Annotated in this window: 8 protein-coding genes; all 8 read left to right on the top strand. The window is 53.6% G+C overall.

Annotated features, from left to right (window positions below):
- The first annotated feature begins 19 nt into the window (after nucleotides 1-19).
- The 8 genes from J7619_RS10765 (at nucleotide 20) to J7619_RS10730 (ending at nucleotide 15,093) form a co-directional block, all read left to right on the top strand.
- Nucleotides 20-3,295 (top strand): TonB-dependent receptor, encoded by a 3,276-nt coding sequence (locus tag J7619_RS10765; RefSeq protein WP_291197800.1) that lies wholly within the window; start codon nucleotides 20-22, stop codon nucleotides 3,293-3,295.
- 21 nt (nucleotides 3,296-3,316) lie between these two features.
- Nucleotides 3,317-5,110, top strand: a complete 1,794-nt coding sequence (locus tag J7619_RS10760; protein WP_291197798.1) for a RagB/SusD family nutrient uptake outer membrane protein — start codon at nucleotides 3,317-3,319, stop codon at nucleotides 5,108-5,110.
- 15 nt (nucleotides 5,111-5,125) lie between these two features.
- Nucleotides 5,126-6,019, top strand: coding sequence for a metallophosphoesterase (locus J7619_RS10755; protein ID WP_291197797.1), 894 nt, complete (start codon nucleotides 5,126-5,128; stop codon nucleotides 6,017-6,019).
- Nucleotides 6,020-6,511: 492 nt separating this feature from the next.
- Nucleotides 6,512-8,374, top strand: a complete 1,863-nt coding sequence (locus J7619_RS10750; protein WP_291197796.1) for a right-handed parallel beta-helix repeat-containing protein — start codon at nucleotides 6,512-6,514, stop codon at nucleotides 8,372-8,374.
- A 79-nt stretch (nucleotides 8,375-8,453) separates the two neighbouring features.
- On the top strand, nucleotides 8,454-10,820 hold the full coding sequence (locus J7619_RS10745; protein WP_291197794.1) for a glycoside hydrolase family 95 protein: 2,367 nt from the start codon (nucleotides 8,454-8,456) through the stop codon (nucleotides 10,818-10,820).
- Nucleotides 10,821-11,214: 394 nt separating this feature from the next.
- Complete coding sequence (locus J7619_RS10740) at nucleotides 11,215-11,844, top strand: (2Fe-2S)-binding protein (protein WP_291197792.1); 630 nt, start codon at nucleotides 11,215-11,217, stop codon at nucleotides 11,842-11,844.
- Nucleotides 11,841-12,848, top strand: coding sequence for a xanthine dehydrogenase family protein subunit M (locus J7619_RS10735; RefSeq protein ID WP_291197790.1), 1,008 nt, complete (start codon nucleotides 11,841-11,843; stop codon nucleotides 12,846-12,848). Before J7619_RS10740 ends, J7619_RS10735 begins: the two co-directional genes overlap by 4 nt.
- Nucleotides 12,849-12,855: 7 nt before the next feature.
- Nucleotides 12,856-15,093 carry a xanthine dehydrogenase family protein molybdopterin-binding subunit gene (locus J7619_RS10730; protein WP_291197788.1) on the top strand — a complete coding sequence of 746 codons (2,238 nt, stop codon included), beginning with the start codon at nucleotides 12,856-12,858 and terminating at the stop codon, nucleotides 15,091-15,093.
- Nucleotides 15,094-15,098 lie beyond the last annotated feature (5 nt).

Raw genomic sequence — 15,098 nt, 5'->3', positions numbered from 1 at the left:
TAACCTTAAACTTTTACTTATGATGAAAAGTGTACCCAGACCTTATTACGCGAGGCTGCTGCGAAGCCTGCAAATGGTTGTGATTTTCGCGCTAGGCGCCGTCGTACCAGCATTCGCACAAACAACTCTCAAAGCCGGAAACGGCAAAGTCACCGGAAGTGTAACGGACGGCAAGGACCTCCTGCCGGGCGTGAACGTCGTGATCAAAGGATCCCAGAAAGGGACCATCACCGACCAGAATGGCCATTATTATCTCGAAGGCGTTTCGGGAAACGACATTCTGGTGTTTTCATACATTGGTTATAAAACACAGGAAGAGCTCGTCAAAGGCCGCAGCGAGATTTTTGTAACGATGCAAGCCGACCTCGGTAATCTCGAAGAAGTGGTCGTGATCGGCTATGGTGTCGAGAAAAAGGTGAATATTACAGGAGCCGTTGATCAGATCTCCGGTAAACAGTTCGAAGCCAGGCCGGTAGCGAACGTCATGCAGGGCTTGCAAGGCGTGAGCCCGGGTTTGAACATTACCTATCAGAGCGGTACGCCCGGAACCGTGCCGAACTTCAACATCCGTGGTTTTACGTCTGTTAACGGCGGTGAGCCGTTGTTCGTGATCGACGGTATTGCCGCCGCCAGCAGCACGGACCTGCTCCGGCTGAACCCCTCGGATATCGCCAGCTTCTCCGTATTGCGCGATGCGGCTTCGGCGGCCATTTACGGTGCCCGGGCGGCATTCGGCGTGGTACTGATCACCACCAAGCAGGGCGGGAGAGGCAAGCAGTCCATCAGCTATAACAACTTCTTCTCCTGGGGGCAGCCGACGGTACTTCCCAAGCCGATCACCGATCCGTATATATTTTCACGTGTGCTGGAAACGTCCACAGATAATACCCCCTGGGACTATGTCAACTATTCCGACGAGTATTACGCCTGGGCCAAGGAGCGCTCGGATAATCCGTCCACGCCCGACACGCGTATAGACCCCTCCGATCCGACCAAATGGGCCTACATGGGAAGCAATAACTGGTACGATTACTTTTTTACCAAAAGGAGTTTTTCCCAGAATCACAGCATCGGGTTCACCGGAAGCGCCAAGACGGCCAGCGAACGTACAGTGGGCTATTACATTTCGGCAGATTACAACCACGAAGGCGGTTTGAACAAACTGACTGATGACTACTGGCGGCGCTATTCTTCCCGCGCCCGCCTGGATTTTAGCCCCGTCAAATGGCTGAAACTCGACAATAACCTGTCAATTTACCGTACCGAGCGCGCGGTGCCGACCGCCAATATCAGCGACATTTATACCCTGCAACCTACGCAGGTAGCCGTGAACCCCGATGGCACCTGGGCGAACTCCGGCGCAGGCCGCCTGGCCGCCAGACTTACCGACGGAGGTAAGTGGAAGCAGGATATGTTCGGCTTCCAGAATATCTTCCGCGGCATCGCAACTGCTCTGAACGGCGATCTGGTAGTAACCGGCTCGGCCAGCTTCAAGCGTGAGCAATGGAATACGAAACAGGACGTGCACAATTACCGCATCGGTTTTGGCCCGAACGACATTCGCACAGAGGGCGGTACCGGCGGTGTGTACGAAACGAACTCAACCCTGGCCAACAATGTGCTCGATTTGTTTGCCAATTATTCCAAAACACTCGGCATCCATGGCATAAAGCTATTGGCTGGTTATAACCAGGAAACCTATGGTTATACCACTACCAAGGCACAGAAGGTGGGCCTTATCTCCCCTTCATTGCCCTATATCAGCCTTACCAGCGGAACCGCCCAGGCTTCGGGGGACTATGCCAGTTTTGCTACCCGCAGTTTCTTCGGACGGATCAACTACTCGCTTTACGAGCGTTACATTATCGAAGCGAACGGCCGCTATGACGGTTCATCGCGCTTCCCATCCACCAACCGTTGGGGCTTCTTCCCGTCCGTGTCGGCTGCTTGGATTGCGAGCTCGGAGTCGTTCGTGAAAGAGGCGATGCCATTTTTTCCAACACTTAAATTCCGCGCTTCTTACGGCGACCTCGGTAACCAGAATGTCGGCTACTATTCGTTCCGTCAGGCATTGCCGGCGGGGTTGTCCGGCTACCTGATTGGTGGCGACAAGCAAACGGTCATAACCAGCTCGCCGATCCTGCGCGTGGACCCATCCAACTATACCTGGGAGCGCGTGTCTACACTGAACTTCGGGGCTGACCTCGGGGTGATGCGAGACCGTCTGACGTTCGGTTTCGATTATTATATCCGTGATACCAAAGGCATGCTCGTGGAAGGCGAGGAACTGCCGGGCGTATTGGGTACCAAGGTGCCAGCCCAAAATGTAGCCGATTTGCGTACAAAAGGTCTCGAACTGACCCTGAATTACAACGATACCTACCAGGTGAGCGGCAAAGCGCTTTCCCTCAGCGCCAAATTGATCCTGTCGGACTCGCATTCGAAGATTACCCGTTTCAAGAATGACCAGGAACTGTTCTCGAAATTCCGCAAAGGGCAGACCCTGGGTGAAATCTGGGGGCTTACCAATGACGGCCTTTTCCAGAATACCGACGAAATCGCTAAGCTTGACGAAAGCGATATCGTTCCGTGGGGGGCATTGTCGGTGGTGCCGGGCTGGCCGAAATACAAGGACCTCGATGGCGACGGCCGCATTACGCAGGGATTGACCAAAAAGGACCCGAAGGACCTTTCGGTGATCGGAAATACAACCCCGCGCTACCGAATCGGTTTCAACCTGAATGCCGACTGGAACGGCTTCGATTTTTCGGCCGTGTTGCAGGGCGTGCTGAAAGGCGACTACTATCCACGGCATTACCTCTACTGGGGCCCTTACCAGCAGCCTTATGCCAACGTTTACCCCTGGAACCTCGATTATTACCGTGGTCAGGCCGATTCGGACCAGCAGCGCGCCAAGCATTCGAAATCCTACATTGCGGCAGGTCTTGCCGATGCGAATACCAACGCCAATTTCCCGGTGCTGCAATCGTGGCTTGCGGATAACAATTATGGCTCGGGCCTGGACATTTCCCAGACAAAATACCTGCTGAGCGCGGCTTATCTGCGGATTAAAAACATCACGATCGGCTATTCGCTGCCTACTTCGCTGCTGCAAAAGCACAATATCAGCCGGGTACGCATCTTCGCGAGCGGGGAAAACCTTTTTGAATTTTCACAACTCAAAAAGTACTTCGATCCGGAGGTGATCAGCAACAGCAGCACTTTTAACACGTCGAACGGCTTTTCGTACCCGTTCCAGCGGAAGTTTGCATTTGGTGTCAATGTCGAGTTTTGATTTTAATCCCATCAGCCTGAAATGAAAAAGCATATATTATTACTGGCGTTGTTGACCGGTGTGAGTGCCTGTAACGACGACTTTCTCGAAAAACTACCTCAGAACGCCATTTCCCCGGAATTGTTTTTCAGCAACGAGGGCGACCTCGCATTGTACGTCAACGGGCTGCTGAGCATGCCCGACATGTACGGTACCTACCTTAATGACCAGAGCACCGACAATGCCGCCACGACGGGTGCAGTGGAGATGAAAGTGATGATGACGGGCTCCCCAAGCTCGCAGACCATCACCGGAGGCTGGGACTGGGGCCGTTTGCGGAATATCAATTACTTCCTGGACAACTATAACAAGGCCACTGCGACTTCCGACGTGAAAGCGCACTACGCCGGAATAGCCCGCTACTATCGTGCGCAGTTCTATCTCGAAAAAGTGGGCCGGTTTTCGGATGTTCCCTGGTTTTCGAAAACGTTGAACCCCGGTGACGAGGACCTTTACAAAACGCAAGACCCGCGCGCCGTCGTCATGGACAGCGTGATGGCCGATCTCGCTTTCGCAGCGGCGAATGTACGGGAATCGGTGACTGCCGGAACACCGGGTAAATGGGCGGTGAAGGCGCAGTATGCCCGCACGGCATTGTATGAAGGTACCTACCGGAAATACCACCCGGAACTAAACCTTCAGGCGACGGCCAACAAATTCCTGGAAACGGCAGCCACGGTTTCGGCCGAGATCATGGCATCGAACAAGTTCCAGATCTATAACACCGGCAAACCGAATGCGGACTATGCGGCGCTGTTCAGCAGCCAGGATTTGAGCTCGAATAAGGAGGTGATCCTGACCAATGCCTTCGATCAGACCAAAGATCGCGGCCAAAATATCAACAGCACGGTATTCGGCGATTACGAGCAGGCTCCTTCGCGTGACCTCGTGCATACTTACCTGATGAAAGACGGGTCCCGCTTCACGGATGTGCAGGGTTATCAGCAGTTTGGTTTTGTGAAGGAATTCCAGAACCGCGATCCCCGCCTCGCGCAGACGCTCGTATACCCGGGTTGGGTACGCGCTGCGGAAACGGCACCCTATATTTTACGACTGAACAAGAACTTTACGGGTTATCACCAGTTGAAGGGGTATGTCAACTCCACCGACAACGTGACCCTGAATAGCATGGATGTGCCCGTATACCGTTATGCGGAGGTGCTGCTGACTTATGCCGAAGCGAAAGCGGAATTGGGGACGCTGACCCAGGATGACCTCGATAAATCGGTGAACCTGATCCGTGCGCGCGTGGCGATGCCGGATTTGAAGCTCGCCGCGGCCAATGGTAGTCCCGATCCGGTGATGGTGCAGAAATACCCGAACGTAACCGGCGCGAACCGCGGCGTTATTTTCGAGATTCGTCGTGAAAGAAGGGTAGAGTTCGCATTCGAAAACCTGCGCTTCAACGACGTAATGCGCTGGCAAGCGGGTAAATTGCTGACAGCAATCCCGGAAGGAATGTATTTCCCGGGTCTCGGTAAATACGACCTGACAGGCGACGGTGTAGAGGATATCATTCTCATTGATAAATCCAAGACCATCCCCGACGAAAAGCAAAAAGAAAAGAACAGCCTCGGGGTGGTGCTGCTCTATTACCGGGCCGGGGCGATTGGCGACGACGTGACCGTGTACCTCAAAAACGGCAATGCCGGCGGCACGATGGTGACCGAAACCGCTGCACGCAAATTCGAAGACCCGAAATATTATTACCGACCTGTTCCTCAAAAGGAAATGTTGCTGAATCCCAAGTTGAAGCAGGTTTTTGGCTGGAATTAATTTAAAATCAATACAATGAACAGACGTTCCTGGATCCGTAACACCGGATTGCTCACGGCTGCTTCGATGACAGGCCCGGCGACACATGCCGGGCTTGTTGCCGATAAGCCGGTACTGAAAATCGCGCATATCACCGACGTGCATATCCGCGAGGGCGACGACGCGCCCAATCGTTTCAAAAAGTGTCTTGCCGACGTTTTGAAACATAAGCCCGATTTCTTTCTCAATGGTGGGGACTCTATTCATGCCGCAGATTATAAGGATGTTACCCGCGAGACCATGCTGGGCTACTGGAAGCTATGGGATGAATGCACGGCCACGCTGAAAGGTTACGAAATTCACAGCTGCATCGGTAACCACGATCCCTGGTGGGCGGCGCCTTCCAAAGAGGATGAAATGTACGGTAAGAATTATGTGGTGAAGCGGCTCAAAACGCCCGGTCGTTATTACAGTTTTACTCAAAAGAACTGGCATTTTGTGATCCTCGACGGGAACAATGAGCACGTGTCGCTGGACGACGAACAGTATCAATGGCTGGAAGCTGACCTCGCGAAACTCGCACCGGGTACATTTGTGCTCCTGATGTCACACTACCCGATCCTGGGCGCTACGCCTATGCTTGCGGGCGGGGGAGGGCATTCGGATTACAAGAAGCTGAAAAACCTCTTTTACAAACACCGCGACAAGGTGCGTATCTGCCTCAGCGGGCATCAGCATTTACAGGACCACACCGAGTACAACGGCGTCCAGTATTGCTGTAACGGCGCTATGAGTGGTTTCTGGTGGGGCAAAGGCGACGCCGAATCGGCCGCGCCGAATTATTACCAGGAAACACCTCCGGGTTTCGCGATGCTGGAATTGTATGCGGATGGACGGGTCGTTAATACGTATTTTCCGCATCGGTATTAGGTCTGGTCAGGTGTAGCCAGGAGTAGTCAGGTAGTCAAGTATGGTCAAGTGTTGTTTTGCCCAGTAGTAAATGCCGTTAGGCATGTGATATTGGTAGAAAAAACGAGGAGCCCGGTTTTGCCAAAATGCCGTCAGGCATGTAACAACAGCGCATTATTGTTACATGCCTGACGGCATTTTTGAAATACACCATCCGAATCGATTGCTACCAACATTACATCGCTACGCGATTCCAGCGGCTATTTTAAGTCTAATGCGTTATCCTGCCCCGTTGCGCCCCATAATCCCCGACAATCTTTTTGACCAACCCTAACTGACTACACTTGACAATACCTGACAAAAAACCAACTACACTTGACTACGCCTGACCACACCTGTCAAAAAAACAGCCACGCTTCTTTTTGCACAAACAATCTCAATTTTGGCCTAATTTGCAGACCGACTCACATTACCGGACCAATCCTAACTATACTTGACCACACCTGACTACACTTGACCATACCTGACCACCACCTGACCCTATCCGACCCGATGCCCATGCCTTACCGTTTCTACGCCGCGCTGTTCTGCGCATTACTACTGCAACACCGTTCCCATGCGCAAACGGTTTCCGTGGCAGACGCAGGCATTCATCCCGATACTTACGAAAACGTCACTGCCCGCATTCAGCAGGTCATCGACGAGACGATCCGCACCGGGAAGACAACCCTGGCGTTCCCGAAAGGCCGGTACGATTTCTGGCCCGATGGCGCTATTCGTGAAAAGTATTTTATTTCAAATACCTCAACCGAAAAAGAGGATTCACTTAAAATCCGAACGATCGGCATGCTTTTTCGCAACGCCCGTAACCTGATGATCGACGGCAACGGCGCGCTGTTCGTTTTTCATGGGAAAATGACGACGATCGTGCTGGAACATTGTGAAAACGTGAAGCTGCAAAACATTCACGTCGATTTTGAACGGCCGACAATGTCTGAAATGCGGTACGCGAAAGTGTCCGGCGACGGGGTGGAACTGGACATTCAGCGCGACGCCCGCTATGCGATCCGCGACGGCAAGCTGGAATGGTTTGGAGAAGGCTGGAAAACGACGCATTTCCATGCCGTGGAGTTTGATACTACCCTGAAAACCATGCGTTACAGCGACTGGAAGCCTTATGCAAACGCACAGGCGACGGAAATAGCGCCCGGCCGCGTGCGTTTCCAGACCAGCGTTAGCCCCAAACCCGGTAACATCCTCACCGTCCGCGACATTATCCGCGACCAGGTAGGAATGCACATCCGCGAATGCAAAAACGTAACGCTCGAAGACGTGGGTATGCATTATATGCACGGATTAGGCATTGTGAGTCAGTATACTGAAAACGTAACCATGCGCCGCGTCACCTGCGCGCCGCGACCCGAAACCGGGCGCATTGTCGCCTCCTCTGCTGATTTTATGCACTTTTCGGGTTGCCGGGGTAAGGTTATTGTCGAAGATTGCCGGTTCTCGGGCGCGCACGATGATCCGATCAATGTGCATGGGACTAATTTGCGTATTGTCGGCAAGCCCGATGCGAACTCCCTCAAAGTGCGGTTTATGCACGGGCAGAGCTATGGTTTTGATGCATTCTTTCCCAAAGACACAGTCGCATTTGTGCACTCGGCTTCCATGGACCGGTTTGCGAATGGGGTAGTCAAAAGCGCTGACCACTTGAACGACCGCGAAATACTCCTGACCTTCGAAAAGCCCGTCCCCGCGACGCTTGAACCACACGATTGTATAGAAAACATGACCTGGACGCCGGAAGTGCTTATCCGGGGTAACTATTTTACCCGTACCAACACCCGCGGCGTGCTGCTCACGACTCCGCGCAAGGCCGTGATCGAAAACAATACGTTTTTCCGCACTGGTATGAGCGCCGTGCTGATCGAAGCCGACGCGGAGGGTTGGTACGAGTCGGGCCCGGTCCGCGACGTTACCATCCGCAACAACGAATTTATCGACTGCGCCTACCAGGGCGGGCCGGGTAATGCGGTGATCGCCGTTAACCCGTCCAATAAAATAGCCGACCCCAAAAAGCCTGTTCATTTCCATATCCGGATAGAGGGTAATACTTTTAATACATTTGATTATCCTGTGCTTTTCGCCAAGGGTACGCGGGGATTGGTTTTCAACAACAATAGGATCGTGCGGACGACGGAGCTCAATCCTCAATCCGGTAACCATAATATGCTTTGGTTCAATGGCTGTTCGGATGTGGAGGTTTCTGGATTGAAGCTCGAAGGGGATGTGCTGGGCAAGAATATCAGGCTGGAAAATATGCCGAAAAGCAATATGAAACTCACCGGTTCACCCAAACTGACCATCGAGTAGGGCCAGGCGATGGTAGGAAAGTCATTTTTTAATTCAAAAACGGCATCTAATTTTACCATTATTTGCCAAAACCCCAGTGATGAAAACATTTCTCGGACTACTCATTTGTTCTGTAACGGCATTCAGCCCGCTGCAAGCGCAGCCAAACCCCAAACCCAAACCCGCACCTTTGTCGCTCTGGTACGACCAGCCTGCCAAACAATGGATGACCCAGGCGTTGCCGATTGGCAATGGCCATGTTGGCGCCATGTTTTTTGGCGGAACGGACGAAGAACGCATTCAGTTTTCGGAGGGGAGCTTGTGGGCAGGCGGCAAGGGCGCCAATGCCGAATATAATTTTGGTTTAAAAAAAGAGGCCTACAAACATTTGCCGGAGGTGCGCGAATTGCTCGCTGCCGGAAAAATGAAGGAGGCCCATGCACTGGCGAACAAAGAACTGACGGGCGTCATTCATGAAAAAAAGGGGAACACCCCGTCTTCCGATTTCGGCGCGCAACAGACAGTGGGAGACTTGTTCATCAAGCTGCCTTCCAAGGGTGCCGTGCAGAACTACCGCCGTGAGCTGAATATCTCCAATGCATTGGGCAAAGTGAGCTACGATGCAGGCGGTAGCCATTTTGAAAGGACCTATTTCGGGAACTATCCCTCGAAAGCGATGGTGTACAAGTTCACCTCTTCGACGCCCGAAACCTATTCCATTCGTTTCGAAACGCCTCATGCCAAAGACTATGAGCAGTTTGCTAAAAATCAGTACACATTTGGCGGGCATCTGAAAGACAATCACCAGGAATTTGAAACCGTTTACCGGATCGATACCGATGGGAAAACCGTTTTCAGCAATGGCGTGCTGACCGTAACCGGTGCCAAATCCATTGTGCTGATCCACACCGTTGCCACGGATTATGTGATGAAATTCCCGGATTACAAAGGAAATGACTACCAGAAAGCCAACGCCGCAACAATGGCCAAAGCGGCTGGCAAAAATTACGCCGCATTGCTCGCCGAGCAACAAAAGGATTACCACGGCCTGTTCGACCGCGTCGCATTGACATTGGGAAATGCCATTGCACCAGCCCTTCCAACGGACCAGCGCCAGAAAGCCTATTCGGCTGGTCAGCCAGATACCCGTCTGGAAGAATTGTACTTTCAATACGGCCGCTACCTGATGATTTCTTCGACCCGGCCGGGTACCATGCCTATGAGCTTGCAGGGCAAATGGAACGACAGCACCAACCCGCCCTGGGCGAACGACTACCACACGAATATCAACGTGCAAATGCTCTACTGGCCTGCCGAAGCGACCAACCTTTCGGAGTGCCATTTGCCATTGATGGACTTTACACAGTCGATCGTGGAGCCGGGGCGGCTGGCGGCGAAGGAGTTTTTCAATGCCAAAGGATGGATCGTGAATACGATGTTGAATGCCTACGGTTATACTTCGCCGGGATGGGATTTCCCATGGGGATTTTTCCCCGGCGGTGCGGCTTGGCTGTCTCAGCATTTGTGGGAACACTATGCATTTACCAATGACAAAGTATTCCTAAAAAATACGGCCTATCCCGTGATGAAAGAGGCTTCGGAATTCTGGATGGACTACCTGAGCAATGACGGCAAAGGCCGCCTCGTATCGTCGCCATCGTATTCGCCCGAACACGGAGGGATTTCTACCGGTGCTACCATGGACCACGAAATGGCCTGGGACGTGCTCAATAATACCGCCGAAGCCGCCGCCGTGTTGGGTATCGACGCCGATTTCGCACAAAAAGCGCGCGCTACCCGCGACAAGATATTGCCTTTGCAGATTGGCCGCTGGAAACAGTTGCAGGAATGGCGTGAGGACGTCGACGACTCCACCAACCACCACCGTCATGTTTCGCACCTTTTTGCGCTGCATCCGGGCAAGCAGATTTCCATTACCCAAACTCCGGCAGAAGCCGAAGCCGCACGCGTGAGCCTCAATGCCCGAGGCGACGATGGTACAGGGTGGTCGCTGGCCTGGAAAGTCAACTTCTGGGCGCGTTTGCAGGATGGTAACCGTGCGCACAAGCTGTTCAAAAGCGTGCTCCGGCCGGTAGCTGACCAGGGTACCAACATGGCCGACGGCGGTGGTTCGTATGCCAACCTCCTGTGTGCCCACCCGCCATTCCAGCTGGACGGCAATATGGGCTCCACAGCCGGTGTCGCCGAAATGCTCCTCCAATCGCAGACCGGCGTGATCGAACTCCTCCCCGCATTACCCGACGCCTGGGCCACCGGTTCGGTTAAAGGGTTAAAAGCCCGCGGCAATGTAACAGTCGACGAAGTTTGGGAAAATGGCCAATTAAAATCCGTAACGCTGCTTTCGCCAAATGCGCAGAAACGTGTCTTGAAATATGGAAGTAAGACAGTCAATGTAGATATCGCTGCGGGAAAGGCGAAGACATGGAATACAGGTGATTTTAAATAAGAGTGTTTCAAAAATGGGACGCAAGAGTGCAGCCCAAAAATCGCGTAGCGATGTAATATAGGTAGAAACGTCGCTACATAACACATACTGGGAAATGCCGTGAGGCATGTAACAACAAGCGCATTGTTGTTACATGCCTCACGGCATTTTTGCTGAAATCAATCCATTCCATTTTCTACGAATGTTATATGCCTGACGGCATTATTCCTGAAACCAATTCATCTCATTTTCTACCAATGTTACATGCTCGACAGCATTCCTCTACCGACGATACGTGACCATATCGCACTATACCTGACCATTCCTGACCACACCTTACCATTCCCATCCCGTCCCAACCGGTAAATCGCCACCCAACCTCTCTTTTCAATACATATTCACGAACTGAACGCCCATGGACATCGACCACGACGCTATACCGCCCGACGCGCCTGACGAAGACCGCCGCTTTTTCCTGAAACAATCCATGTTCATTGCCGGGCTCTCGATGGCGCCGGCCGATTTCCTGCAAGCCGCACTGGCACCTGACGACGGGCCGGTTGGTAATGCGGTTAAGGTAAAGTTGTCTCTGACGATCAATGGGAAACGCAGGCGCATTTCTATCGATCCACGCATGACGTTACTTGATCTGCTCCGCGAAAATCTCGGACTTACCGGTACGAAGAAAGGTTGTGATTTCGGGCAATGCGGGGCGTGTACCGTGCACGTCGATGGGCGAAGGACGTTATCGTGCCTCACGTTCGCGGTGATGCAGCACGGGTCGAAGGTTACGACGATCGAAGGCTTGTCGGACGGTGAAAAACTGCATCCGTTGCAGGAGGCATTTATCAAACACGACGGTTTTCAATGCGGCTATTGCACGCCGGGACAGGTGATGTCCGGAGTCGCGTGTATTCGCGAAGGGCATGCAGGCTCCGCGGACGAAGTACGGGAATACATGAGCGGCAACCTATGCCGCTGCGGAGCTTACCCGAATATCGTGGATGCGATTCTCGAAGTCAAAAAAGAGGGAACGAAAGTATGAAGCCGTTTCAATACCTCCGCCCTAAATCCGTTGCGGAAGCCATCAGTATGGCGGCCGATTACCCCGAAGCGCAGTACATCGCCGGGGGTACCAATCTGGTCGATCTGATGAAGCGGGGCATTGCGTCGCCGTCGAAACTGATCGATATCAACCATCTCCCACTAAAGAAAATAGAACATCGTTACGACCGCCTCCGCATTGGTGCATTGGCGCTGAACAGCGACGTGGCAAAACATAAAAGCGTAGTGAGCCGCCAGCCGCTACTGGCACAAGCATTGCTCGCGGGGGCTTCGGGACAATTGCGAAACATGGCGACGGTGGGCGGCAACTTGTTACAACGTACCCGTTGCAGCTATTTTTACGATCTGGCATTACCCTGTAACAAACGTAAACCAGGTGCTGGTTGCGGTGCGGAAGCGGGCATTAACCGCACGCATGCCATCTTTTTTGCGGGGAACGGCTTTGGAGGGAATGAGAAGTCTGCGTGCATTGCCGTACACCCGAGTGATATGTGTGTGGCGCTCACGGCCCTGGACACGGAGGTCGTGATCAACGGTACGGGTGGGGAGCGGAGAGTCCTGTTGAAGGATTTTCACCGCCTTTCCACCCTGCAACCCGAGCTGGATACCAATTTGCAACCCGGTGAACTGGTCACGGCCATCGAGGTGACGGATAATGCCTTCGCCCAACACAGCCATTATCTGAAGGTACGAGACCGTGCGTCGTATGCATTTGCGTTGGTTTCCGTAGCGGCTGCCCTGCAAATGGATGGTGGCCGGATCTGGGACGCCCGGATGGCCCTCGGCGGTGTGGCGCACAAACCATGGCGTTATTGGGCCATCGACCTCATGCTAAGAGGGCAGGCACCTTCGGAAAAACTTTTCAGGGAAGTTGCCGAGCATGAAATGCAAAGCGCGAAGGCTACCGAACAGAATGCATTCAAAATCAAACTAACGTCCAATGCGATCGTTGCGGCTCTGAAAGCCGCGACGGGTATTTCCTGACCGGGCTATGAACAGACAATCGTTGGAAAATCCGTCGGATACCTCGCTCAGCCGTGTCGATGGCGCGGCGAAAGTGACTGGTACCGCTATTTACTCGGCGGAATATGCGGTTCCGGGAATCGTACACGCCGTGCTGGTGACCAGTACCATTGCCAAAGGCAGCATTACCGCCATCGAATCGCACGAAGCGGAAACGGTGCCGGGTGTACTTGCGGTGATCAGCCACCTCAATGCAATAACAGTACCGGGCTGGCCTCCCAAAAAGCAACCAGCGGAGCGTGTGCCGCCGGGTACAGCATTTCGTGTATTTTACGATTCCCTGATCTATTTCGACGGCCAGCCTGTGGCGATGATAGTAGCTGGCACGCACGAACAGGCCGCGCACGCCGCGTCGCTTGTACGGGTGACGTACCGGCAGGAAGCCCATCAAACACATTTTGAAAAGAATATGGGTAAATCCGGCATCCCGCTTAATGCTCAACGCGCTCAAAACTCGCCTTTTCAGGACTACGAGCGCGGCGATGCGTCGGCTTTACATAACGCCGACGTCCGGATCGATGCCGAATACACCATACCAACCCAGCACCACCAGCCGCTCGAACCGCATGCGATCATCGCAGTGTGGGAAGGCGACGATAAGCTGACAGTCTACGACAAAAACCAGGGCGTGAAATCCGCCCAGGGCCAACTCGCGCAAGCATTCAAGCTGCCAAGGGAAAATGTAGAGGTAGTAAGCAAGTACATAGGCGGGGCATTCGGGTCGGGCATTCGGGTATGGCCGCACACGTTGGCGGCGGTAATAGCTGCAAAGCAGTTGAAACGGCCGGTGAAACTCGTACTGGGACGGGAGCAGATGTTTACGTCGGTGGGTTACAGGCCTTATACCAAACAGAAAATCAGTATCGGCGCCGTGAAAGACGGCCGCCTGGCAGGTATCGTACACGAAGGGACGGGACAGACGTCCATGTATGAAGAGCATTTGGAACGCACGGTCTTCGCGTCGCGCGCGCTATATGCGTGTCCGCATGTAGCTACGCGCTACCGCCTGCTTCCACTGGACGTGAACACGCCTACATGGATGCGCGGACCAGGCGATGCGACCGGGATGTTTGCACTGGAGTCGGCGATGGACGAGCTGGCCTATGCATTGAAAACAGACCCGCTGGAATTCCGGCTTAAAAACTATGCAGAATCCGATCCCGAGCGGAACCTGCCGTGGTCGGCGAAATCGCTCAGGGAGTGCTATGAGCTGGGCGCTGAAAAAATCGGCTGGAAGAATCGGCTGCCCGAGCCGCGGTCGGTGAAACGCAACGGAATGTTGCTGGGCTATGGGATGGCATCGAGCCTGTACGGGTTTCACCGTCACCCGTCCAGGGCACGGGCGGTGATGCAGGCCGATGGTTCGGTGATCGTGCAAAGTGCTACGATGGACATCGGCCCCGGTACCGGCACGGCCATGACGCGCATTGCAGCGAAGGTTTTAGGGATGAATGCCCAAAAGGTGCGTTTCGATCTGGGGCATTCGGCCCTGCCCGATGCGCCCGGCCAGAATGGTTCGTCCACGATACCCAGCGTGGGGTCGGCAGTGCATGTCGTTTGCGAGGCATTGAAAAGCAAGTTGATCGCTTTGGCAGGAGAAATGTCCGACCGGTTTAAGGCGACTGGCCAGGTAGTGGCTAAAAACGGTCAGCTGTTTAGTCCCGCCGAGGACAAAGACGGACTGAGTTACGCCGATATTCTAAAATACCATCATTTGAACGAACTGGAAGTGATGGAGGAATCGAAGTCGGGTGCCGAGCGGGACCAGTATTCGATGTATTCGTTTGGTTGTCATTTTGTGGAGGTGGAAGTGAACCCGCTTACGGGTGAGGTACGCGTTACGCGTGTGGTCACATGCGCTGACGTGGGGGCGATCATCAACTACAAAACCGCCCGTAGCCAGTCCATCGGCGGCATTGTCGGAGGGATTGGGATGGCGCTGATGGAGCATTCGGCGATGGACCATCGCTTCGGACGTTATGTGACCACCGATTTCGCCAGTTATCATATTCCGGTTCACGCCGATGTGCCGCCTATCGAAGTATATTACATCGACAAGCCGGATGTGCAGGCGAACCCCATCGGATCGAAGGGCCTGGGCGAAATCGCTATTGTAGGTGTTGCGGGGGCTATTGCCAATGCCGTTTTTCATGCAACCGGCAAGCGGTTACGGGAGTTGCCTATCACGCCGGACAAGCTGATCTGACATGT

The sequence above is a fragment of the Dyadobacter sp. genome (assembly GCF_017744695.1).
Lineage (GTDB): Bacteria > Bacteroidota > Bacteroidia > Cytophagales > Spirosomataceae > Dyadobacter.
Note: the sequence above shows the minus strand (reverse complement) of the source record. Positions and strands in the feature narration are given on the sequence as shown.

Bases quoted from the DNA above. Each gene is read 5' to 3' on its own strand.
- J7619_RS10765 (WP_291197800.1), top strand. From the start codon at position 20: ATGATGAAAAGTGTACCCAGACCTTATTACGCGAGGCTGCTGCGAAGC.
- J7619_RS10760 (WP_291197798.1), top strand. From the start codon at position 3,317: ATGAAAAAGCATATATTATTACTGGCGTTGTTGACCGGTGTGAGTGCC.
- J7619_RS10755 (WP_291197797.1), top strand. From the start codon at position 5,126: ATGAACAGACGTTCCTGGATCCGTAACACCGGATTGCTCACGGCTGCT.
- J7619_RS10745 (WP_291197794.1), top strand. From the start codon at position 8,454: ATGAAAACATTTCTCGGACTACTCATTTGTTCTGTAACGGCATTCAGC.
- J7619_RS10740 (WP_291197792.1), top strand. From the start codon at position 11,215: ATGGACATCGACCACGACGCTATACCGCCCGACGCGCCTGACGAAGAC.
- J7619_RS10735 (WP_291197790.1), top strand. From the start codon at position 11,841: ATGAAGCCGTTTCAATACCTCCGCCCTAAATCCGTTGCGGAAGCCATC.
- J7619_RS10730 (WP_291197788.1), top strand. From the start codon at position 12,856: ATGAACAGACAATCGTTGGAAAATCCGTCGGATACCTCGCTCAGCCGT.